The organism is Streptomyces sp. NPDC059452 (assembly GCF_042750035.1).
Lineage (GTDB): Bacteria > Actinomycetota > Actinomycetes > Streptomycetales > Streptomycetaceae > Streptomyces.
The window spans coordinates 191,011-212,194 of the sequence record NZ_JBHYVE010000012.1; the positions used below are offsets into that span (position 1 = coordinate 191,011).

Annotated in this window: 18 protein-coding genes, 2 rRNA genes and 1 riboswitch; of the genes, 5 read left to right on the forward strand and 15 right to left on the reverse strand. The window is 69.9% G+C overall.

What is annotated here, in order from left to right; all coding sequences use genetic code 11:
- The first annotated feature begins 86 nt into the window (after positions 1-86).
- Positions 87-911, forward strand: a complete 825-nt coding sequence (locus tag ACFW9Z_RS18415; protein WP_384641593.1) for a PhzF family phenazine biosynthesis protein — start codon at positions 87-89, stop codon at positions 909-911.
- 52 nt (positions 912-963) lie between these two features.
- Here the strand turns inward: ACFW9Z_RS18415 and ACFW9Z_RS18420 are convergent, their stop codons facing one another.
- Positions 964-1,650: a CPBP family intramembrane glutamic endopeptidase gene (locus ACFW9Z_RS18420; RefSeq protein WP_384641657.1), complete on the reverse strand. Its 687-nt coding sequence runs from the start codon at positions 1,648-1,650 to the stop codon at positions 964-966.
- Between the two features lie 288 nt (positions 1,651-1,938).
- Between ACFW9Z_RS18420 and ACFW9Z_RS18425 the strand changes: the two genes are divergently transcribed.
- A complete protein-coding gene (locus ACFW9Z_RS18425) occupies positions 1,939-3,729 on the forward strand; it encodes a substrate-binding and VWA domain-containing protein (protein ID WP_384641596.1) in 1,791 nt (596 codons plus the stop codon).
- 159 nt (positions 3,730-3,888) lie between these two features.
- Here the strand turns inward: ACFW9Z_RS18425 and ACFW9Z_RS18430 are convergent, their stop codons facing one another.
- Positions 3,889-5,394 (reverse strand): glutamate--cysteine ligase, encoded by a 1,506-nt coding sequence (locus ACFW9Z_RS18430; RefSeq protein ID WP_384641599.1) that lies wholly within the window; start codon positions 5,392-5,394, stop codon positions 3,889-3,891.
- Positions 5,395-5,881: 487 nt separating this feature from the next.
- Between ACFW9Z_RS18430 and ACFW9Z_RS18435 the strand changes: the two genes are divergently transcribed.
- Positions 5,882-6,466, forward strand: a complete 585-nt coding sequence (locus tag ACFW9Z_RS18435; protein WP_384641602.1) for a hypothetical protein — start codon at positions 5,882-5,884, stop codon at positions 6,464-6,466.
- A gap of 317 nt (positions 6,467-6,783) precedes the next feature.
- Positions 6,784-6,990, forward strand: a complete 207-nt coding sequence (locus ACFW9Z_RS18440; RefSeq protein ID WP_007452228.1) for a DUF5999 family protein — start codon at positions 6,784-6,786, stop codon at positions 6,988-6,990.
- A gap of 99 nt (positions 6,991-7,089) precedes the next feature.
- On the opposite strand, the gene gcvP is transcribed toward ACFW9Z_RS18440, so the two are convergent.
- Positions 7,090-9,975, reverse strand: coding sequence for an aminomethyl-transferring glycine dehydrogenase (gcvP, locus tag ACFW9Z_RS18445; protein WP_384641605.1), 2,886 nt, complete (start codon positions 9,973-9,975; stop codon positions 7,090-7,092).
- Positions 9,976-10,168: 193 nt separating this feature from the next.
- A riboswitch (glycine riboswitch) is annotated at positions 10,169-10,266 on the reverse strand.
- A 152-nt stretch (positions 10,267-10,418) separates the two neighbouring features.
- On the opposite strand from gcvP, the gene ACFW9Z_RS18450 reads away from it, so the two are divergent.
- Positions 10,419-10,790, forward strand: coding sequence for a PRC-barrel domain-containing protein (locus tag ACFW9Z_RS18450; RefSeq protein ID WP_384641608.1), 372 nt, complete (start codon positions 10,419-10,421; stop codon positions 10,788-10,790).
- Here ACFW9Z_RS18450 and ACFW9Z_RS18455 read toward each other — a convergent pair.
- The 12 genes from ACFW9Z_RS18455 to ACFW9Z_RS18510 all read right to left on the reverse strand — a co-directional run.
- Complete coding sequence (locus ACFW9Z_RS18455) at positions 10,712-12,160, reverse strand: DNA polymerase IV (protein ID WP_384641611.1); 1,449 nt, start codon at positions 12,158-12,160, stop codon at positions 10,712-10,714. The genes ACFW9Z_RS18450 and ACFW9Z_RS18455 overlap by 79 nt on opposite strands.
- Positions 12,161-12,259: 99 nt before the next feature.
- Positions 12,260-12,877 carry a MerR family transcriptional regulator gene (locus tag ACFW9Z_RS18460; RefSeq protein WP_384641614.1) on the reverse strand — a complete coding sequence of 206 codons (618 nt, stop codon included), beginning with the start codon at positions 12,875-12,877 and terminating at the stop codon, positions 12,260-12,262.
- A gap of 168 nt (positions 12,878-13,045) precedes the next feature.
- Positions 13,046-13,519 carry a bifunctional nuclease family protein gene (locus ACFW9Z_RS18465; RefSeq protein ID WP_006123076.1) on the reverse strand — a complete coding sequence of 158 codons (474 nt, stop codon included), beginning with the start codon at positions 13,517-13,519 and terminating at the stop codon, positions 13,046-13,048.
- Between the two features lie 53 nt (positions 13,520-13,572).
- Positions 13,573-14,316, reverse strand: coding sequence for a MerR family transcriptional regulator (locus tag ACFW9Z_RS18470; protein ID WP_384641616.1), 744 nt, complete (start codon positions 14,314-14,316; stop codon positions 13,573-13,575).
- Between the two features lie 42 nt (positions 14,317-14,358).
- Positions 14,359-15,144 carry an FHA domain-containing protein gene (locus ACFW9Z_RS18475; protein WP_384641619.1) on the reverse strand — a complete coding sequence of 262 codons (786 nt, stop codon included), beginning with the start codon at positions 15,142-15,144 and terminating at the stop codon, positions 14,359-14,361.
- A 190-nt stretch (positions 15,145-15,334) separates the two neighbouring features.
- Positions 15,335-16,201 (reverse strand): DUF881 domain-containing protein, encoded by an 867-nt coding sequence (locus ACFW9Z_RS18480; protein ID WP_384641623.1) that lies wholly within the window; start codon positions 16,199-16,201, stop codon positions 15,335-15,337.
- Between the two features lie 5 nt (positions 16,202-16,206).
- On the reverse strand, positions 16,207-16,539 hold the full coding sequence (locus ACFW9Z_RS18485; RefSeq protein ID WP_003970459.1) for a small basic family protein: 333 nt from the start codon (positions 16,537-16,539) through the stop codon (positions 16,207-16,209).
- Positions 16,536-17,450, reverse strand: coding sequence for a DUF881 domain-containing protein (locus ACFW9Z_RS18490; protein WP_384641626.1), 915 nt, complete (start codon positions 17,448-17,450; stop codon positions 16,536-16,538). The genes ACFW9Z_RS18485 and ACFW9Z_RS18490 overlap by 4 nt, the downstream gene beginning before the upstream one ends.
- A 100-nt stretch (positions 17,451-17,550) precedes the next feature.
- The gene (locus ACFW9Z_RS18495; protein ID WP_384641629.1) at positions 17,551-20,046 is read right to left on the reverse strand and encodes a sugar phosphate nucleotidyltransferase; all 2,496 of its coding nucleotides are present in this window, start codon (positions 20,044-20,046) and stop codon (positions 17,551-17,553) included.
- Between the two features lie 113 nt (positions 20,047-20,159).
- Positions 20,160-20,768, reverse strand: a complete 609-nt coding sequence (locus tag ACFW9Z_RS18500) for a CDP-alcohol phosphatidyltransferase family protein (RefSeq protein ID WP_384641632.1) — start codon at positions 20,766-20,768, stop codon at positions 20,160-20,162.
- A 148-nt stretch (positions 20,769-20,916) separates the two neighbouring features.
- A 5S ribosomal RNA gene (rrf, locus tag ACFW9Z_RS18505) occupies positions 20,917-21,033 on the reverse strand.
- A gap of 78 nt (positions 21,034-21,111) precedes the next feature.
- A 23S ribosomal RNA gene (locus ACFW9Z_RS18510) occupies positions 21,112-21,184 on the reverse strand; the annotation flags it as partial.

A 21,184-nucleotide genomic window follows, 5' to 3' on the forward strand; every position in this document is an offset into this window, starting at 1 on the left:
CCCGGACCTCCCACGCCCGGGTGACAGGGCCAGGAACCCCCGATTGGCCTTGGCCCGTGGCCGCGCGGGCGATCTACGGTCGTCCCATGAGGATTCGTATCGTCGACGCGTTCACCGACCGCCCCTTCTCCGGCAACCCCGCAGGCGTCCTCCTGCTGGAATCCACCGCCTTCCCGGACGCCGAACGGCTCCAGGAGATCGCCACCGAGGTCAACCTCTCCGAAACGGCCTTCGCCCACCCGCTGCCGCCGGGCGGCACGGCCGACTGGGCGCTGCGCTGGTTCACCCCGGCGACCGAGGTCGACATGTGCGGGCACGCCACGCTCGCCACCGCGCACATCCTGCACACCACGGGCCGGGCCACCGGCACCGTACGCTTCACCGCCCGCTGCGGGATCCTCACCGCCACCGCCCACCCGGACGGCTCCCTCACCCTCGACTTCCCCACCGCCCCGCTGCGCGAGGAAGCCGTACCGCCGCCCGGCCTGGCCAAGGCCCTGGGGGCGGAGCCGGTCTCGGTCCACGACACCGGGGAGCACATCGGCGACCTGCTCGTCGAGCTCCGCGACGAGGCGACCGTACGGGCTCTGACCCCGGACTTCGCCGCCCTGGTGACCCACTCCCGGCGCGGCATCATCGCCACGGCCGCCGCCGAGGACCCCGCGCGCGGCTACGACTACGTCTCGCGCGGCTTCTTCCCGGGCGTCGGCATCGACGAGGACCCGGTGACCGGCAGCGCCCACACCGCGCTGGCCCCGTTCTGGTCGGCCCGGTTCGGCCGCGACGACCTGACCGGGCTCCAGGCGTCCGCCCGCTCCGGTCTCGTACGCACCGCACTGCGCGGCGAACGCACCCTGCTGACCGGCACGGCGGTCACCGTCATCGACGGCGAGCTGCTGACCACCCTCTGAGAGGGGGCGGCGTACGGGACCCTCCGCGCCGCCCCTGCCACCCCTCCCCCTCCTACGGCGTCGGCAGCCAGTCCACCTTGCCCGCGAGGAGCGCGTACCCGACGAACGCCCCGATGTCGAGCAGCGTATGGGCCACGACCAACGGCCCCACCCGCCCCCACCGCCGGTACAGCAGCACGAAGACGACGCCCATCACCAGGTTGCCGATGAAGCCGCCGATGCCCTGGTACAGGTGGTACGAGCCACGCAGCACCGAGCTGGCCACCAGCGAGGCCATCGGCGTCCAGCCCAGCTGGTCCAGCCTCCGCAGCAGGTAGGCGACGACGATGACCTCCTCCACCACGGAGTTCTCCGCCGCGGCGAGGATGAGCACGGGGAACTTCCACCAGACGTCGGGCAGCGACTCCGGTACGACGGTGAGGTTGAAGCCGGTCGCTCTGGCCACCAGGTAGAAGGCGAGCCCGGCGCTGCCGATGCCGGCCGCGATCAGCGTTCCGCGACCGAGGTCGGACCACGGCCGGGTCCGGTCGAACCCGATCGTCCGCAGGCTTGCGCCCTCCCTGATCAGCAGGTGCGCCACGAGCGCGACCGGCACCAGGGCCGTTGCGATTCCGAACATTTGCCACGCCAGATCCAGCCATGGACGGCCCGGGGCGTACGAACCGTTCAGCGTCGCCGCCTGGTCCTTCAAACCCCCCGGTTTCGTCAGCGATCCGACAAAGCTGATGAGCGCGGACACCGCGCTCGCGCCCAAGGAGAGCGCCAGGACCAGCACCATCTCCGACCGCAAGATCCTTCGCGACGGGCCCTCTTGAGGAAAAGAATCAGCCATGCGCCCCACCTCCACCGGTACACCTGCCTTTTGTTCTGCAATCGCGTCTCATCCCGCCCACCGTCCCGCTAGGGTCTCGAATGCAGGTACGAAGATCATGCGCGACAGGCCGGGGGACGACCACCATCGCCGATGGTGCGGTCCCCCTTTTCCTTGTTCACCGTTCATCGTTCGTCTTCAGGGGGCTCCACCGACATGGGACGTCACAGCTTGCCCGACGCCTACGCGCCGGAAGAACGCGGGGACGCATCCCCCCGGCGCCGGCGTCGCACCATCGCCATCGCCACCCTGCTCGTCCTCGCCGTGGCGACGGGAACCGCGGTGGCGGTCAAGGGCGGACTGCTGTCGTTCTCCGAGTCGTGCGAGGACTCCGCCGTGCGCCTGACCCTGGCCGCCTCGCCGGACATCGCCCCGGCGGTCCGGGCCATAGCCGAGCAGACCCTCGCGGACGAGGTGAGATCCGACGGCCACTGCATGGACGTGGAGGTGGTGGCCCGCGACTCCTACAAGGTGGCCGACGCCCTCGCGAGCGAGGCCGAGGCACCCGGCTTCCAGGTCTGGCTGCCCGACTCCGACCTCTGGCTGGACCGGGCGAAGGGGCTGGGCACCGGAACCCCCGTCTCCCCCTCCGACTCGGTGGCCTCCTCACCGGTGACCCTCGCCATGGTGCCGTCCGCCTCCAAGCGGCTGGGCTGGCCGAAGAAGACGTACTCCTGGGCCGAATCGGTCGGCGCGGCCCTCCAGTCCGACAGGATCCGCCTCGGCGCGGCCGATCCGGCGCGCAGCGCCACCGGTCTGCTGGCGCTCACCAGCATCGGCGCCTCGTCCGAGGAGCAGGGCGGGGACAGCGACACCAGGGTCGCGGAGACCGCGAAGGTGCTGGCCGAGCGGATGTCGGACAGCGACGCGCAGGTGCTGGAGACCCTGGCGCGGAGCGGTTCCGGCGCGGAGGACGGCAATCCCAGACGCAACCAGGCGGTCCTCATATCCGAGCAGGCCGCCTTCGCCCACAACGCGGAGGCGACCGGCAGCGGCAGGCTGGACCTCTTCTACCCCGAGGACGGCACCCCGCTGCTCGACTACCCCTACACGCTGGTCGACGAGGAGAAGCTGACCCTCGCCCAGTCCCGGGCGGCCCTGCGCTTCATGACCCTGCTCAACGACAAGGGCTCGCGGGCCGTGTTCGCCCGGTACGGTTTCCGCCCGGCCGACGGAAGGGCCGACGACGCGGTCGTCACCTCGGCGGGCGGCAAGTCTCCGCAGCCGTACGACACATCGGCGGCCGAGGCACCTTCGGCGAAGAAGCTCCAGGAGGTGCTGGGGATGTGGACGATCACCGTCCAGAGCGCCCGGCTGACCACGGTGGTCGACGCCTCGGGCTCCATGGCCACCCTGGTGCCGGGACGGAACCAGTCCCGGATGGACGTCACCAAGGAGTCGCTGATCCAGGCGCTCACCCAGTTCACCCCGGACGACGAGATCGGCCTGTGGGAGTTCGCCACCACGCTGGACGGCGAGAAGGACTACCGCAAGCTCATGGAGACCCGCAGGCTGGGCGACCCCTCCCCGGGCGGCTCCACCCACCGGGAGAAGCTCTCGGCGGCGTTCGCGGGGCTCCAGCCCGTACCGGGCGGGGCGACCGGGCTGTACGACACGGTGCTGGCCTCGTACAAGGAGGCCCGGTCGACGTATGTGAAGGGCAAGTTCAACGCCCTGGTGATCCTCACGGACGGCTCCAACCAGGACGAGGACGGCATCTCCCGCAGTGCGCTGATCACGGAGCTCAAGGGACTCACCGACTCCGAGCGTCCCGTTCCGGTCATCGCCATCGCGGTGGGCCCGGAGGCCGACCGCGAGGAGGTCGCCGAGATCGCGCGGATCACCGGCGGCGACGGGTACGGCGTGAGCGACCCGGCGGAGATCCAGGCGGTCATCCTCCAGGCCATCATGACGGCGGGACAGAACGGACGCGCCGCCCAGGAGTGAGGACGGCGCCCGGCCCGACGGCGGCCTGCCGGACCGAACAGGCCGCACAAGCACCCCGCCGCCCCGTACGCGTACGGGAACATGCACCGCCGCCCTCGTACGCGTACGGGCACACACCGAGCTACCCCCGTCCGCGTACGGGAACACCCAGCCGCCCCCTCAGGGCGCCGGGAACCCCACCGGCCAGGTGTGCACCGGCTCCCCCGCGTGCATCAGCTCGGCGTAGCGCCGCGTGGTCGCCGCCAGTGCCGCCTCCCGGCCGAGACCGGCCTCCAGCGCCCGGCGGTACGTGGCGACCTGCCAGGAGGCCCCATTGACCCGCCGTTTGCAGCGCTCCTCGATGACGCCGAGGTAGCGGTCCCGGTCGGCGGGCTCGATGTGCCAGGCGTCGAGACCGGCCGCGGCCAGCGGCAGCAGCTCCTCCCGTACGAGCTGTACGGCGGGGACCTTGGCCAGTCCGCCGGCCCGGCCGGGGCGCGGCCAGAGCAGTTCGGCGTCGATGCCGTGGCGGCAGGCCTCGGTGAAGTTCTCGGCGGCGGCCTCGAAGGGGAGCTTGCTCCAGACCGGGCGGGACTCCTCGGCGAGGGCCCGTACGAGCCCGTAGTAGAAGGCCGCGTTGGCGATGACGTCCGTGACGGTCGGCCCGGCCGGCAGGACGCGGTTCTCCACCCGCAGGTGCGGGACGCCGTCGGCCATCCCGTACACCGGGCGGTTCCAGCGGTAGACCGTCCCGTTGTGCAGGACCAGCTCGGCCAGCTCCGGCACCCCGCCCTCGTCGAGAACCCGCAGCGGCTCCTCGTCGTCGCAGATCGGCAGCAGCGGCGGGAAGTAGCGCAGGTTCTCCTCGAACAGCTCGTAGGCGGAGGTGATCCAGCGCTCCCCGAACCAAGTCCTGGGCCGTACACCCTGGTTGGCCAGCTCCGGCGGCCGTACGTCGGTGGCCTGCTGGAACAGCGGGGGCCGGGACTCGCGCCAGAGCTCCTTGCCGAAGAGGAACGGGGCGTTGGCGCCCAGCGCGATCTGCACGGAGGCGATCGCCTGGGCCGCGTTCCACACGTCGGCGAACCGGGCGGGCGTCACCTGAAGGTGCAACTGGACCGAGGTGCAGGCCGATTCGGGAGCGATCGAGGGCGAGGAGCAGACCAGGTGCTCCACACCTTCGATATCCAGGGCGAAATCCTCTCCCCGGGCCGCCGCCATTTGATCGTTGAGCAGGGTGTAGCGGTCGACGTCCGAGAGATTCGCCGAGACCACGTCGTGCTCGCCGAGCGTCGGCAGGATGCCGATCATGACAATCCCCGCATCCACCTCACCGGCCTTGCGATGCGCATAGGCGAGACCGGTCCGCAACTCCTCCGAGAGCTGATCGAATACCCGGCCGCCGAGCCGGTGCGGAACGATATTTACTTCCAGATTGAACATCCCTAGTTCGGTCTGGAAATCCCGGCTCGCGATGCGCTGGAGGACTTCTTGATTCATCATCCGGGGCATGCCGTCGGAACCCGCGAGATTCAGCTCTATCTCCAGCCCCATCAGGTTCCTGGGACGGTCGAACCTCCGCTCCGCCAGCAGTCTGCCCAGCCCCTCCAGGCACTGGTTGAGCTTGGTGCGGTAGGCCTGCCGATCGGACAGGTCAACGGCTCCCGCCACGACCTTCTCCCCCATCGAGGGGTCCCTCCTCCAGTGGTCGGCCCGCTGCCCGGGCCGTTCGCATCACGATCGATAATGCCCAGTGGGAGTGATCCGTAACGCCCCACGGAGCACCGGAAACACGCTAGGCTGGTTGACGGAGACCGGGGGCACATTCCTGTGGCACTCTGCGAACGGCATTTTCGCCCGGAGAGTGCATGACGGAAACACCGACGAGTTTCGGCCTACCGCTCCGCCGAAAGAAGCACAGGCGGGAGCCGGAAACGGCCGATCAAATCACCAGGAATACCGCATTTCAGAGTCCGGATGTCGCCTTGCGCGAAATATCCCCGGCGGCTAGCGGAAACACTGAGTGAACACGTGTCGTATAAACTCCGCCTGACGAGGCAGAGAGTTGACGCAACCGGCCCGTCATCGGCCACTCCTCCGGCCCCGCTCTGCCGACAGCGCCGTCTGCACCCGCCCACGCATCACCGTGTCTCCAAGTGAGAGGCGACCCACTATGCCGCTGCATGTCCCCCCGGCTCCCGCGCCCGCCCTGCGCAGCGTGTCCGCGGCCCTCGGTTCCCCCACCGCGGTCCGTGAGGCGCGCACCTCCGCCCTCCGGTCCGTCCAGGGACCGCTCAGCCCCGAACTGCCGCTTCCCGTGCACGTTCTGGACCGGATCGCCCCGACCGGGACGGCACCTCGAACCCGCCTCGCGGCCTGGCGCTTCCTGATCCGGAGCGAGGGCCGTGCGATCGCGGCGGCGGACACCATGCTCACCCCGGACGGCTGGAGCTTCTCGCACTTCTTCGAGGGCCCCTACCTCGCCTCGACGGAGCTCGCGGTCCGCCAGGCGGAAGCCTCGCCCACGGCGTACCAGGCGAGACTCCTCTCCATCCCCGAGCTGTACATGCTCACCCTCTGGCTGCACGACGATACGGAGGACGACGCCGCCGGCGGTGTGCTCGCCCCGGCCGACGTCCTGGTGCCCCTGGCACCGGCGCCGCCCGGTATCGCCGCGCACCGGCCGCACCGGGTCGCCGATCTGCTGCCCGTCATGACCCTGCGCGTGGGCCCCGGCCCGCTGCTCAGCTCCGCCTGACCCGGCGGCCGACGTAACCGGAGCCCTCGCGGTGACCCCGACGCCAGGTGGCGGAACGGGCCACTGCGGGGGCTCCGTCCTACCCACTCGGACTAGCCCGGTCCGGCCACCCCGAACCACCCGAAGTGACAGTGCAGTTGCGGTGAACCGTCCGCGCGGGTGACGCGTCATGAGAGGAGTACGGGAGCTGCAGCGAAATCCCTGCGGAATCACCCCCGTAGGGCAACACTGGGACCGGACCGACTGATACGGGGGCGGCCATGAACCTCTCATCCAGCCGCAGGACACTCGACTCGACGCAGCGAAAGAACGCATCCATGTGCCAGCACCAGCCACCCTGCCCCACCGCCGACTCCCCCGACCGGGAGGCGGCCCGTCTGACGGCACACCACCCGGAACAGGGCTGGAGCCTTCTGTGCAACGGTGTCCTGCTCTTCGAGGACACCGGCGAGCTGCTGCCGGACGGGCAGATCATCGCACCGCACCGGCCGTTGGCGGCAGGCCGCGTGGTGAAGGCCGCCTGAGAGCGGCCGTACGGACAACACAGCAGTACGGAGAAGGGGCCGGCCCGGGGAACTCCCCGCACCGGCCCCGACGCATGTCAGCCGTACGCCCCGAAGGGATCAGCCGTCGTACTCCTCCAGCGGCGGGCACGAGCAGACCAGGTTCCGGTCACCGAAGGCCCCGTCGATACGGCGTACCGGCGGCCAGTACTTGTCGGCGGCCGAGACCCCGGCCGGGAAGACGGCCTCCTGGCGGCTGTAGCCGTGCTCCCAGCCGCCACCGAGCGCGGCGGCGGTGTGCGGGGCGTTGGCGAGCGGGTTGTCGTCCTTGCTCCACTCCCCCGACGCGACCTTCTCGATCTCGGCGCGGATCGCGATCATGGTGTCGCAGAACCGGTCGAGTTCGGCGAGGTCCTCGCTCTCGGTCGGCTCGATCATCAGCGTGCCGGCCACCGGGAACGACATGGTCGGCGAGTGGAAGCCGTAGTCGATCAGGCGCTTGGCCACGTCGTCGATGGAGACGCCGGTCGCCTTGGAGATCGGCCGCAGGTCCACGATGCACTCGTGCGCGACCAGTCCGGCCGGGCCGTTGTACAGGATCGGGAAGTGCGGCTCCAGCCGCTTGGCGATGTAGTTGGCGGCCAGCACGGCGACCTGGGTGGCGCGCTTGAGCCCCTCGCCGCCCATCAGACGGACGTACGCCCACGAGATCGGCAGGATGCCCGCCGAGCCCCACGGGGCGGCCGAGATCGGGCCCACACCGGTCTCCGGGCCCGCGCCGGGCTGGAGCGGGTGGTTGGGGAGGTACGGGGCGAGGTGGGCACGGACGCCGACCGGGCCGACGCCGGGGCCGCCGCCGCCGTGCGGGATGCAGAAGGTCTTGTGCAGGTTCAGGTGGGAGACGTCGCCGCCGAACTTGCCGGGCTTGGCCAGCCCGACCAGCGCGTTGAGGTTGGCGCCGTCGACGTAGACCTGGCCGCCCGCGTCGTGCACCTCGCCGCAGATGTCGGCGACGTGCTCCTCGAAGACCCCGTGGGTGGAGGGGTAGGTGATCATGAGCACGGCCAGCTCGTCGCGGTACTGCTCGATCTTGGCCCGCAGGTCCGCGATGTCGACCTCGCCGTCGTCGGCGGTCTTCACCACGACGACCTTCATGCCCGCCATCACCGCGCTCGCGGCGTTGGTGCCGTGCGCGGACGAGGGGATCAGGCAGACGGTGCGCTGCTCGTCGCCGTTGGCCCGGTGGTACGCCCGGACGGCCAGCAGGCCCGCGAACTCGCCCTGCGATCCGGCGTTCGGCTGGATGGAGACGGCGTCGTAGCCGGTGACCTCTGCCAGGCGCTCCTCCAGCTCACGGATGAGCGTGAGGAAGCCCTGGGCCTGGTCGGCCGGGGCGAAGGGGTGCAGCGCGCCGAACTCGGGCCAGGTGATCGACTCCATCTCGGCGGTCGCGTTCAGCTTCATGGTGCAGGAGCCGAGCGGGATCATGCCCCGGTCCAGCGCGTAGTCGCGGTCGGCGAGCTTGCGTAGGTAGCGCAGCATCGCGGTCTCGGAGCGGTGCTGGTGGAAGACCGGGTGGGTCAGGATGTCGTCGGAGCGCAGCAGCGCCTCGGGCAGCGCGTCGGCGGCCGAACCGTCCAGCGCCTCGATGTCGGCGTCGGCGCCGAAGGCGGCCCAGACGGCGGAGAGCTGGGCCCGGGTGGTGGTCTCGTCGCAGGCGATGGAGACGTGGTCGGCGTCGACGCGGCGGAGGTTGACCCCGCGCTCGCGGGCGTCCGCGACGATGTCGGCGGCCTTGCCGGGCACCTTGACGGTCAGAGTGTCGAAGAAGTCGGCGTGCACGACCTCCACACCGGCGGCGCGCAGCCCCTCGGCGAGGATCGTGGCGTAGCGGTGGGTGCGCCGGGCGATCGTCCGCAGCCCGTCGGGGCCGTGGTAGACGGCGTACATCCCGGCCATGACGGCGAGCAGCACCTGCGCCGTACAGATGTTGCTGGTGGCCTTCTCGCGGCGGATGTGCTGCTCGCGGGTCTGGAGGGCCAGGCGGTAGGCCTTGTTGCCGTCGGCATCGACGGAGACGCCGACGAGGCGGCCGGGCAGGGAGCGGGCGAACTTCTCACGTACGGCCATGAAGCCGGCGTGCGGGCCGCCGAAGCCCATGGGCACGCCGAAGCGCTGGGTGGTGCCGACCGCGATGTCGGCGCCGAGGGCGCCGGGCGAGGTGAGCAGGGTGAGGGCCAGCAGGTCGGCGGCGACGGTGACGATCGCGCCGAGCTCGTGGGCCTGCTCGATGACGGGCTCGATGGCGCGTACGGCACCGGAGGCGCCCGGGTACTGGAGCAGGACGCCGAAGACACCGCGCTCGGCGATCTCGGCGGGGATGCCGTCGCTGAGGTCCGCGACGACGACCTCGACCCCGGTCGGCTCGGCGCGGGTCTGGATCACGGCGATGGTCTGCGGCAGGGTGTCGGCGTCGATCAGGAAGACGCCGTTCTTGACCTTGCCGACGCGGCGGGAGAGCGCCATGGCCTCGGCGGCGGCGGTGCCCTCGTCGAGCAGGGAGGCGCCGGAGGTGGGCAGCCCGGTCAGCTCGGCGACCATCGTCTGGAAGTTGAGCAGGGCCTCCAGGCGGCCCTGGGAGATCTCCGGCTGGTATGGCGTGTAGGCCGTGTACCACGCGGGGTTCTCCATGACGTTGCGCAGGATGACGGGCGGCGTGAAGGTGCCGTAGTAGCCGAGGCCGATCATCGGGGCGAGCACCTTGTTGCGGTCGGCGAGCGAGCGCAGCTCGGCCAGCACCTCGGCCTCGGTGCGGGCCGAGGGAAGGTTCAGGGCCTCCGCACTCTTGATCACGTCGGGCACCGCGGCGGCGGTCAGCTCGTCGAGGGAGCCGTAGCCGACCTGGGCGAGCATCTTGGCCTGGGCCTCGGCGTCGGGCCCTATGTGGCGCTGCTCGAACGGAATGCCCTGCTCCAGCTGGGAGAGCGGAGTGCGACGGGGGGTCATGGTGGAGGCCTCCTGGTCTGTCACGACCTGCGAGGGGCACCACGGCGCGGGTGCCCGAACGGCCTCCCCCTCTGTCATCTCAACCTGAGAGCTTCACCGGCCCGCCCGGGGGCGTGCCGACTTTCACCGTCGGTGAGGGTCGAGTCCGTCCCGGCATGTGCCCGCACGAACCCGCCCTGCTTTCCAGAGTGACCTCGTCCGTGCGGTACGGGGGCCTGAGAGATTCCGGGGAGGATTTGCTCCTTCGGCGCCTCCGGATTCTGCACCGGAGGACTCTCCCGCACGGGGTCAGCAGCCACCTGCCAGCCTACCAGCGGCCATCCCCGCGCAGTCCTCGAGTGGCCGAGGCCACGGATCTGCACTTGTCTGGTGCTGGTGGAGCGACAGGGCCCCCTGGAGTCGCCGGGGAACCCCTTGCGCAGCTGCGACCAGTGGGAGGCACCGTGCAGACCGATATCGATCCGCGCCGCCTGATCGGCCGCAAGGCCTTCGATCGCAAGGGCGCCAAGATCGGAACGGTGGATGAGGTCTATCTCGACGATGCGACGGGGGTCCCCGAGTGGGCGGCCGTCCGCACCGGCCTCTTCAGCAGGGACGCCTTCGTCCCGCTGGAACCCAGCGAATTCGTCCAGGACGAGCTGCGGGTCCCCTTCGACCGCGCGCTGATCAAGGGCGCGCCGGACTTCGGCGTCGGGCGGCACCTCTCGCCCGAGCAGGAACTGCAGCTCTACCGCCATTACGGTCTGGACTCCCCGCCCGCGGCGGAGACCGGCCCCGACCGTGACTTCGGCAGGCTGGCCGGCCAGGAGGAGTAGTCGACCGGCTCGCGGACCAGCGGCAGCGGATCGGCCGGGCTCAGCTCCGGATCGTCGACACGGAACGTGCGGACCCGGCCGACCGGCCCGCCGGGCTCCTCGAACCGGACCGTCACCCGGCCCACCCCGCTCCCCTGCACCCAGCCGGGCCCGTGCAGCGCGTGGTGTACGTCGTGTCCGGCGGGCCAGCGCCGGGCGGCGAGCTGCTCGGCGCTCTCCCGCTCGGGCTCCTCGTCCACCGGCCCCCCGTCCTCCTGGACGACCGGCTGCTCGGGCATCTCCGCCCGCTCCCGGGCGTCCGCGGCCTGCGCGAACAGATCCTCCTGGGTGTAGTCCGCGAGCCCCGTGACACCCACCCCCAGCAGCCGCACGCCCCCGGTGGTGTCCACCGCCTCCAAGAGCCTCGCGGCCGCCTCACGGACCACCGTGGGGTCGTCCGTGGGGCCTCTGAGGGTCTCGGATCGGGTCAGGGTGGAGAAGTCGTAGCGGCGCACCTTCAGCACCACCGTGCGCCCCGACCGGTCGGCGGACCGCAGCCGCTCCACGCACCGCACGGCCAGCCGCTCCACCTCGGCGCGCACCCGCACCCGGTCGTGCAGGTCCACATCGAAGGTGTCCTCCACCGATACGGACTTGGCGTCCCGCTCGGCGACCACCGGCCGGTCGTCCAGCCCCAGCGCCATCCGGTACAGCCCGTGGCCGTGGGCCTTGCCGACCAGCCGTACGAGCTCGGCCTCACCGGCCTCCGCGAGGTCGTGGACGGTGGTCATGCCGGCCCGCCGGAGGTGGTCCCCGGTGGCGGGTCCGACGCCGGGCAGCGTCCGTACGGACATCGGGGCCAGCAGCTCCCGCTCGGTGCCCGGCTCGATGAGCACGAGCCCGTCCGGCTTGGCCTGCTCGGAGGCGATCTTGGCGAGCATCTTCGAACCGGCGAGGCCGACCGAGCCGCTGAGCCCGGTCACCACCCGGATGGCCGTGCGCAGCCGCTCCCCCGCCCTGCGGGCCGAAGCGGAGTCGTCGGCCACCCCGCCCGCCTCCAGGTCGACGAAGGCCTCGTCCAGGCTCAGCGGCTCCACCAGCGGCGAGAGCCGCCCCAGGAGCTCCATCACCTGCTCGCTCACCGACCGGTACAGCGAGAAGCGGGGCACCAGGTAGGCCGCGTTCGGCGCGAGCCGCCGGGCCTGGGCCGTCGGCATGGCGGAGTGGACGCCCAGGAGCCGTGCTTCGTACGAGGCGGTGGCCACCACTCCCCGGGGGCCGAGGCCGCCCACCACGACCGCCTTCCCGCGCAGGCTGGGCTTGGCCGCCTGCTCCGCCGAGGCGTAGAAGGCATCCATGTCCAGGTGGAGGATGGTCGGCGCGGGTCTCACACCTCCGATGCTGCCCTACGCCACTGACAACGGGGCGGCCCGGCACTCCGTGGAGTGCCGGGCCGCCCCGCCGCTGTCCTGTCCGGTGCGCTCAGCCGCTCATCCGGCGCGGTTGCGGCGCCGGGCCAGCTCGTCGGCCGGGTTGTTGCCGATGAGGGTCTCACCGGTGTCGACCCGCTCGCCGTGGAGCTGGGAGAGCGCCGCGTCCACATCCCGCCAGACGACGCCGACGGCGATCCCGAAGACGCCCTGACCGCCCTGGAGGAGGCTGACGACCTCGTCGGGCGAGGAGCACTCGTAGACCGTCGCCCCGTCGCTCATCAGCGTCATGCGCTCAAGATCCTGGAAACCCCGGGCCCGCAGGTGCTGGACCGTGGTGCGGATGTTCTGCAGAGCGACCCCGGTGTCCAGGAACCGCTTGACGATCTTGAGGAGCACCACGTCCCGGAAACTGTAGAGACGCTGGGTCCCCGACCCGTAGGCCGGCCGTACGCTCGGCTCGACCAGCCCCGTACGCGCCCAGTAGTCCAGCTGGCGGTAGGTGATCCCCGCCGCCGCGCACGCCGTCGGTCCGCGATAGCCGATATCGCTCGCCGCTGCCCCGCCGCCCGCCGCCACCGCGGCCGGCTGAACCGGCTGCCTGATGGCGTGGTCGGCTCCACTGCCGTGCTGCGGATACGGCCCACCCGCCGCCGTACCGTCGCCGCTGCTTCTCACGCCGACCTCCGTCCTTGACCTGCCCACTCGAAGGTAGGCAGTCACTGGGGGTGCGTCAACGATCGCCACACTCGGCACGCCGAGTGATAATCACCCTGAGGGTGGTTTCCCGTGTCTCGCTTCCGGGAAAGGCTTTTCGGATGCGCTGACGACACCCTTGCGGGACGGTCACTGACTGTTGGTACCGAAGTCCTCCGGTGAGATCTGGTCGAGGAATTCGCGGAACTTCTCCACCTCGTCCTCCTGCTCGTCGGGGATCGCGATGCCCGCGTCGTCCAGCACGCCGTCACTGCCGTAGATCGGCGTGCCGGTCCGCAGGGCGAGCGCTATGGCGTCGGACGGCCGGGCGCTCACCTCGACTCCGCTGGCGAAGACGAGCTCCGCGTAGAAGACCCCTTCGCGAAGGTCCGTGATGCGGACCTCGGTGAGCTCCTGGCCCACGGCCTCAAGCACATCCTTGAACAGGTCATGGGTCAGCGGCCTGGCCGGAGCCATGCCCTGCTGGGCGAAGGCAATGGCGGTCGCCTCCCCAGGACCGATCCAAATGGGGAGGTACCGGTCGCCTCCCACTTCACGCAGGAGAACGATCGGTTGGTTGGAGGGCATTTCCACCCGGACACCGACAACGTCGAGCTCGTTCACACAGCAACCCTAGGACGTGCTCGCCATGTTTGGGTAGTCGGGCTCCGCCGAGCTCAGTGCAGACGGCTGCGCAGAGCGCTCTGGACGAGTGCCGCGTGCAGCCGTACGGAGAGCTCGGCCAGCTCGTTCGCCGTGGCCTCGGCATGGGCCCTGGTCTGCGGATTACGGTGCCTGCGCAGCGGTGCGACCAGCTGTTCGACCAGCCCCGCCTCACGGTCCGCGGAGGCCCGCATGGCGCGCAGGTGACGTGGCTCCAGACCGAATCGGCCCAGATCCGCCACCAGCTTGGCCACGGTCACCATCTCGGCGTCGTAGGCGCCCTCGGGAGCCGCGACGATCAGCCCGTAGGACTCCCACTCCTCCAGCCGCTCCTCGTCGACCTGGGCCGCCGCCAGGAGCTCGGCCCGCCCGATCCGTACGACGGTCGCCGCGCCGGGGACGGACTCCCAGACGCCGTCGCCGAGGTCCCGCTGACCGCCGGGCGAGGGCAGCACGGGCTCCTCCCCACGGGCCAGGGCGTCCAGGTGCTCGCGGATGACCTTGAGCGGCAGGTAGTGGTCCCGCTGCATGCGGAGCACCTGCGCGAGGCGCTCCACATCACCGGGAGCGAACTTCCGGTAGCCGGACGGAGTCCGCTGCGGCTCGACGAGCCCCTCGGCCTCCAGAAAGCGGATCTTGGAGATCGTGACTTCCGGAAACTCTTCGCGCAGCCGGGTGAGCACCGTTCCGATGCTCACCCAGTGCGCGTCCGCGGTGGCGGTGCCGTCACCGGCACCGCCTGTCGGTGTTCGCAGCATGGGCCTTCCTGGGGGTCCCCCCGGACGGGGTCCGGGGGCGGGTCACACGCCCCGCGGGCTCGCATAGAAGACCAGGCGGTACTTTCCGATCTGGACTTCGTCGCCGTTGGACAGCAGGACCGAATCGATGCGCTCACGGTTGACATAGGTGCCGTTGAGGCTGCCGACGTCACCCACGGTGAAGCTACCGTCCGGACCCCTGCGGAACTCCACATGACGCCGCGACACGGTCACGTCGTCGAGAAAGATGTCGCTCTGCGGGTGACGGCCGGCCGTCGTGAGATCGCTGTCCAGCAGAAAGCGGCTGCCGGAATTCGGGCCGCGGCGCACGACCAGCAGCGCCGAGCCTCCGGGCAGCGCGTCGACGGCCGCCTGAGCCTCCGGGGAGAGCGAGGGCAGAGCCGTCTGGCCCGTCGCCTCGGCCTCGTACGCCTCAAGACCGGAGATGGAGATCGTGGACGTCGTCTCCGAGGCGCGCTCGGGGACAGCGCCCCGCAAGGGCGTGCCGCAGTTGGAGCAGAACCGGCTGGCCTCCGCATTGCGGTGACCGCACCTCGTACAGACCGGCATCGACGAGCCCCCCGGGGTGAACCCTCCACCCGTGCTTGAGGTTGATGGTTCGCCGAAACCTATGCGCCCGGCACCGGCAGGGTCAACGGACGACACGCCGGGACCACCCGGAGCGCCGTCACCGGGCACCTCATCGCGGAAGAGCGGGCGCTCCGCCTCCTGCTCCTCGCCCTGGCCGTGGCGCGGAGCACGGTGGCGGGCAGCACTGTTGCTGTCCTCGCGTGCGCTCTTCCCGAACAACTTCGCAAACAACTTCACGGGCGATTCCCCTTGACCGACATAGACCCGCCCGTGGGGCAGGACGAACCCTGAATGAACACACCTGCCGACCCGGACATCTTCACAACGTCCGTATCCACCCGACAGTTTCCACCACGCACCACCAATCCGGTGCGCCGACCCCCCGCAACCTCCCGCCCTCGTCCACCGGCCCTCCGGCCCGGCGCGATCACGGGGAGGACGACCGAGCGTAGTCAGGCCGCTTCGCCGGTCGCAAGGCGTCGACGACGATGTCGTCGAAGCGCTCCACCACCGCCGTGGCCTGCTCCTTCTCCAGCGTCTGCACCACACCGCCGGGGATGTTGAGGGCGGGCTCCAGGTCCTCCGGCTTGCCGATCACCTTGAACTCGTACGGTGCTTCGATCTTCTTGCCGTCGACCTGGATGTCGCCACCCTCCCCCGCGAAGTACGTATTGGCCACCACCCGGACGCCGTTGACCTCGATGGCCTCGGCACCGGCCGCGCGCAGCTCCTGGACGGTGTCGAGCAGCTTGTCCGCCGCGACCGCGCCCAAGGGGTCGCTGATGGTCAGCGTGATACCGGGGCCGTGGGCTGCCACCGTACCCGCGAGGATCCCCAGCTGCCGTTCCTTTTCCAGCGTCTGCTTCCGGGCCTCCTCGGCCTGGTCCGAGCTGTTCTCCAGCTCGGTGCGCTGATCGTCCAGACGCTGCTTCTCGTCCACCAGACGCTGGGTCCGGTCATCCACCTCGTCGAGGATCCGCACCAGGTCCTCCTGACGCGCTCCGCGCAGCGCGCTGTCGTCACTGGTGGACCGCACCTGGATGGCCAGCCCCAGACCGAGCCCGAACAGCAGCACGGCGACGATGAGTTGAGCGCGGCTCAGCCGGGGCGGCCACAGGCCCGCCAGCAGCCGCTGACGTCCGGAGACTCCCTCGGCGGCGGGCGGCTGCACCGGGGCGTCCGGGGCGGCGGACACGCCGCCGTCCGGCCGACCGGGCTCTTCGGGCCGGGGCGGCTGGTCCGGCTGATCGGGCTGATCGGGCTGTTCGTTGCGAGGGTTCTCGTCGTTGTTCATCGGCCTCAAGCCCGGAAGACGTGCCGGCGGATCGCGGCGGCGTTGGAGAAGATCCGGATACCGAGCACGACCACCACACCGGTGGAGAGCTGAGCTCCGACACCCAGTTTGTCGCCCAGGAACACGATCAGTGCGGCGACGACGACGTTGGAGAGGAACGACACCACGAAGACCTTGTCGACGAAGATGCCGTCGAGCATGGCCCGCAGCCCCCCGAAGACCGCGTCGAGCGCGGCGACCACGGCGATCGGGAGGTAGGGCTCGACCACCGCCGGCACCTCGGGCCGGACAAGCAGTCCGACCACGACTCCCACGACGAGGCCCAGTACGGCGATCACGATGTGCCCTTCCCTGATTCTGCCGCATCACTGCCGGCGGCCTTCGGCTCTGCTGTACGGACGATCAGGCTCGGCGCGGCCGGGAGCCGCACTTCGGCCTGATCGGACAAGCTGGTGCGAATGTCGAAGCTCTCCTTGAGCGCGTTGAGGTACTGGCCGTCGGCGCTGTCCCGGAACGCGGCGGCGAGCTTCTTGCCGTCCCCCACCGCGAGCACCGTGTACGGCGGTACGAGCGGTCTGTTGTCGACCAGTATGGCGTCGCCCGCGGCACGGATCGCCGACAGAGCCGTCAGCCTTTGCCCATTGATAGCGATGGCCTCGGCGCCGGACTCCCACAGGCCGTTGACGACCCGCTGCATGTCCCGGTCGCGCACCCGGCCCGTATCGGCGAAGCTCGACGACTCACGGGGCCCGCCGCCGCCCTGGTCGGTGTTCTTGGCATCGTCCACGACGAGCTTCACACCAGGGCCCTCGACGGGGGTCGCCCCGGAGAGCAGGGCCACCAGCTCCCCCTGGTCCCCGCCGTGCTGTTCCAGGGCCTTGCGCTGCCGCTCGCTCACATCGCGGCGGAGCTCGTCGACGTCCGACTCCAGTGTGTCGGCGGCCCGGGTCTCGGCGTTGATGCGGTCGATCAGCTCTTCGCGTTCCTTCGCGACGACGGGCGCCGACACCTGGGCCTCGGCGGCACCGAGGGTGACCACGAGGGCGGCCACCACCAGACCGGCGGCGAGACCCAGCTTCGACTTGAGCGTACGGGGCAGCCCCGCGCTCCCGTCGGCCTTGCGGCGGGCCGAGGCCTCCGCGTACCCCTCGTCGAGGCTGTGGTCCATCACGTTGTTCAGCAGCGACATGGAGGCGTCGGGACGTGCGGGCTGCGAGGGTGTACTCCGATCGGGGGGCTGCTGCGACATGCCGCACATCGTCGCACGTCACCACGGCTGCCGCCGAATGGCCCCACCGGTGCACCGGAACGCCCTGGAGAGGGAGTTCCGGCGCACCGGCCTCAGCGGGTCACTCGCCCGCGCCCTCCACGACGGCGGACCACTCGTCGAGCAGCGCCTGCGCCGAGGCGTCGTCCGGGCCTTCCGCCCACAGATGGGTGACGGCCTCCGCCCGGTCGGGCAGCACCATGATCCACCGTCCGTCCGCCTCGACCACCCGGACGCCGTCCGTGGTGTCCACGCTGCGGTCCCCGGCGGCCTCGACGACGCTGCGCATGACGAGGCCCTTGACCGCCCAGGGCGTCGCGAGGTCGCGGCGCAGGACGTGGGCCCGGGGGATGCGGGCGTCGATCTGGCTCAGGGTGAGCTGGGTGCGGGCGACGAGACCGATGAGCCGGACGAACGCGGCCGATCCGTCGAAGACGCTGCTGAATTCGGGAACGATGAACCCGCCGCGCCCGTCTCCACCGAAGATGGTGGTCTCTTCGCGTCCCACCCGGGTCAGGTCGTCGGGCGAGGTGGTCGTCCACTCCACCTGGGTGCCGTGGTAGGCCGCCACCTGCTCGGCGACGCGCGTGGTCGTCACCGGCAGGGCGACCCGTCCGCTGCGCCGCTCGGCGGCGACGAGATCCAGCATGACCAGCAGGGCCCGGTCGTCCTCGATGATCCGGCCGAGTTCGTCCACGAGGGAGAGCCGCTCGCCGACCGGGTCGAACCGGACACCGAAGGCCGCCCGCGCCGAGGAAACGATCTCCCCGAGGCGTACGAGGCCGGCGCGTCGGGTCTCGGCGGACTCGGTGGGCCGCGACTCGTCGAGCCCCGGGTTGATCGTCAGCGCGTCCACGCCGAGCCGCCCGAGCAGGCTGGGCAGCACGAGCCCGGCGGACCCGTTGGAGGCGTCCACGACGACCTTGAGCCCGGAGTCGGCGATGCCCGCGATGTCGACGTTGCGGAGCAGGGAGCCGGTGTACGAGTCGAAGACGCTGGACGGGAAGTGCAGGTCCCCGATCTCACCGGGGAAGGCCCTGCGGTACTCCTGCCGGGCGTAGACCCGGTCCAGTTTGCGCTGCTGCGCCTGCGAGAGGTCGGCGCCCCGCTCGTCGATGAACATGATGTCCACCGAGTCGGGCACGCCCGGCGACGTACGGATCATGATGCCGCCCGCACTGCCCCGCGCCGTCTGCTGCCGCGCGACGGGCAGCGGTACGTTCTCCAGGTCCCGTACGTCGATGGCGCTGGCCTGGAGCGCCGAGATGACGGCCCGCTTCAGGGCCCGCGCGCCTCGGGAGTGGTCACGGGCGGTGGTGACCGTCGCCCCCTTCTTCAGGGTCGTGGCGTAGGCACCGGCCAGCCGGACCGCCAGCTCGGGGGTGATCTCGACGTTCAGGATCCCGGAGACGCCCCGGGCTCCGAAGAGATGCGCCTGACCGCGGGACTCCCAGATCACCGAGGTGTTGACGAACGCACCGGCCTCGATGGTCTTGAACGGGTACACCCGCACATTGCCCTGGATGATCGACTCCTCGCCGACCAGGCATTCGTCACCGATGACAGCGCCGTCCTCGATCCGGGCAGCGCGCATGATGTCGGTGTTCTTGCCGACCACGCAGCCCCGGAGGTTGCTGTGCTGCCCGATGTAGACGTTGTCGTGCACCACGGCCTTGTGAAGAAAGGCCCCGGTCTTGACGACGACGTTGGATCCCACGACCGTGTGCTCACGGATCTCGACGTCCGCCTCGACCTTGGCGTAGTCACCGATGTACAGCGGGCCGCGGAGCACGGCGTCCGGGTGGACCTCCGCGCCTTCGGCGACCCACACTCCGGGCGAGATCTCGAACCCGTCGAGCTCCACGTCGACCTTGCGCTCCAGGACGTCGGCCTGGGCCTTCACATAGCTCTCGTGCGTACCGACGTCTTCCCAGTAGCCCTCGGCGATGTAGCCGTAGATCGGCTTGCCCTCCTTCATCAGCTGGGGGAAGACGTCACCCGACCAGTCGACGGAGGTATCGGCCTGGACGTAGTCGAAGACCTCGGGCTCCATGACGTAGATGCCCGTGTTCACGGTGTCCGAGAAGACCTGGCCCCAGGTCGGCTTCTCCAGAAAGCGTTCGACCTGACCGTTTTCGTCGACGATGGTGATGCCGAATTCCAGCGGATTGGGGACCCGGGTCAGACAGACCGTGACGAGTCCGCCCTTCTCCTTGTGGAAGGCGATGAGGTCGGTGAGGTCGAAGTCGGTGAGCGCGTCTCCGGAAATGACGAGGAAGGTGTCGTCCTTCAGCGCCTCCTCGGCGTTCTTCACGCTCCCCGCGGTGCCGAGTGGCTTCTCCTCGTTGGCATAGGTGAGCTCCATTCCGAGCTCTTCGCCGTCCCCGAAGTAGTTCTTGACGAGGGAGGCGAGGAACTGGACGGTCACTACTGTTTCATTGAGCCCATGCCTCTTGAGCAGCCGCAGTACATGCTCCATGATCGGCCGATTGGCCACGGGCAGGAGCGGCTTGGGCATGCTCGAGGTCATGGGGCGCAGGCGTGTACCTTCGCCACCAGCCATCACGACGGCCTTCATGTCGGAAACGTCCTCCTAGAAGAGACGACGGTCAGCCGAGTTCGCCCGTCGGGGCATCATTCAAGACATCACACAGCGGGCCGGCCACATTGCACGGCACCACGTCAACGAGCTCAGTCGGCTACTGCATCCGCCTTCACGAGCCGGCGGACCTGGACCACGTAGAGGATCCCTGCCCACCAATACAGCGTTGTACCCCATCCTGCGAACGCCCATCCGAAAACGGCGGCCACGCCAGCCAGCCAACCACTGCCGTCGCTGAGCAGCAACAAGGGGAACGCGTACATCAGGTTGAACGTTGCAGCTTTCCCCAGAAAGTTGACCTGCGGCGGCGGATAGCCGTGACGCCGCAGGATGGCCACCATCACGAGCAGCATCAGCTCACGGGCCAGAAGGGCCGCGGTGAGCCAGAACGGCAGGATCTCGCGCCAGGTGAGGCCGACAAGCGTCGAGAGGATGTAGAGGCGGTCGGCAGCCGGGTCCAGGAGCCGGCCGAGGCTGCTGATCTGGTTCCACCGCCGGGCGAGCTTCCCGTCGAGGTAGTCGCTGATGCCGCTGAGCATCAGCACCAGCAGCGCCCAGCCATCACTGTTGGGGCCGCCGAACACGGGGCGGAGAATCAGCCACAGGAAGAGCGGTACCCCGACAAGGCGAGCCATGCTGAGGATGTTGGGGATGGTGAGGACCCTGTCCGTCTGGACCCGAGTCTCCTGGACCTCCACCCGGGGGCCTCCTGTGAAGAACGTGCGAATGATGCTCCCCGACCTTACCCTCCGCTTCCGCCGGCACCTGCACGGGGGTGGGTGGCTCCGGCGCCGGAACGCAGAAAAGCCCCGCACCACAAGGGTGCGGGGCTTTCCCACAATAATTGTTCGGCGGCGTCCTACTCTCCCACAGGGTCCCCCCTGCAGTACCATCGGCGCTGAAAGGCTTAGCTTCCGGGTTCGGAATGTAACCGGGCGTTTCCCTAACGCAATGACCACCGAAACACTATGAAAATTTGAACACCGGGCATAATCACGGCTGTTCATTATTTCAGAACCAACACAGTGGACGCGAGCAACTGAGGACAAGCCCTCGGCCTATTAGTACCAGTCAGCTCCACCCGTTACCGGGCTTCCACATCTGGCCTATCAAC

What these genes read in the sequence shown, in the direction of transcription:
- ACFW9Z_RS18415 (WP_384641593.1), top strand. Translation starts at nt 87, where the DNA reads ATGAGGATTCGTATCGTCGACGCGTTCACCGACCGCCCCTTCTCCGGC.
- ACFW9Z_RS18425 (WP_384641596.1), top strand. Translation starts at nt 1,939, where the DNA reads ATGGGACGTCACAGCTTGCCCGACGCCTACGCGCCGGAAGAACGCGGG.
- ACFW9Z_RS18430 (WP_384641599.1), bottom strand. Translation starts at nt 5,394, where the DNA reads ATGGGGGAGAAGGTCGTGGCGGGAGCCGTTGACCTGTCCGATCGGCAG.
- ACFW9Z_RS18435 (WP_384641602.1), top strand. Translation starts at nt 5,882, where the DNA reads ATGCCGCTGCATGTCCCCCCGGCTCCCGCGCCCGCCCTGCGCAGCGTG.
- ACFW9Z_RS18440 (WP_007452228.1), top strand. Translation starts at nt 6,784, where the DNA reads ATGTGCCAGCACCAGCCACCCTGCCCCACCGCCGACTCCCCCGACCGG.
- gcvP (WP_384641605.1), bottom strand. Translation starts at nt 9,975, where the DNA reads ATGACCCCCCGTCGCACTCCGCTCTCCCAGCTGGAGCAGGGCATTCCG.
- ACFW9Z_RS18470 (WP_384641616.1), bottom strand. Translation starts at nt 14,316, where the DNA reads ATGCTGCGAACACCGACAGGCGGTGCCGGTGACGGCACCGCCACCGCG.
- ACFW9Z_RS18480 (WP_384641623.1), bottom strand. Translation starts at nt 16,201, where the DNA reads ATGAACAACGACGAGAACCCTCGCAACGAACAGCCCGATCAGCCCGAT.
- ACFW9Z_RS18490 (WP_384641626.1), bottom strand. Translation starts at nt 17,450, where the DNA reads ATGTCGCAGCAGCCCCCCGATCGGAGTACACCCTCGCAGCCCGCACGT.
- ACFW9Z_RS18495 (WP_384641629.1), bottom strand. Translation starts at nt 20,046, where the DNA reads ATGAAGGCCGTCGTGATGGCTGGTGGCGAAGGTACACGCCTGCGCCCC.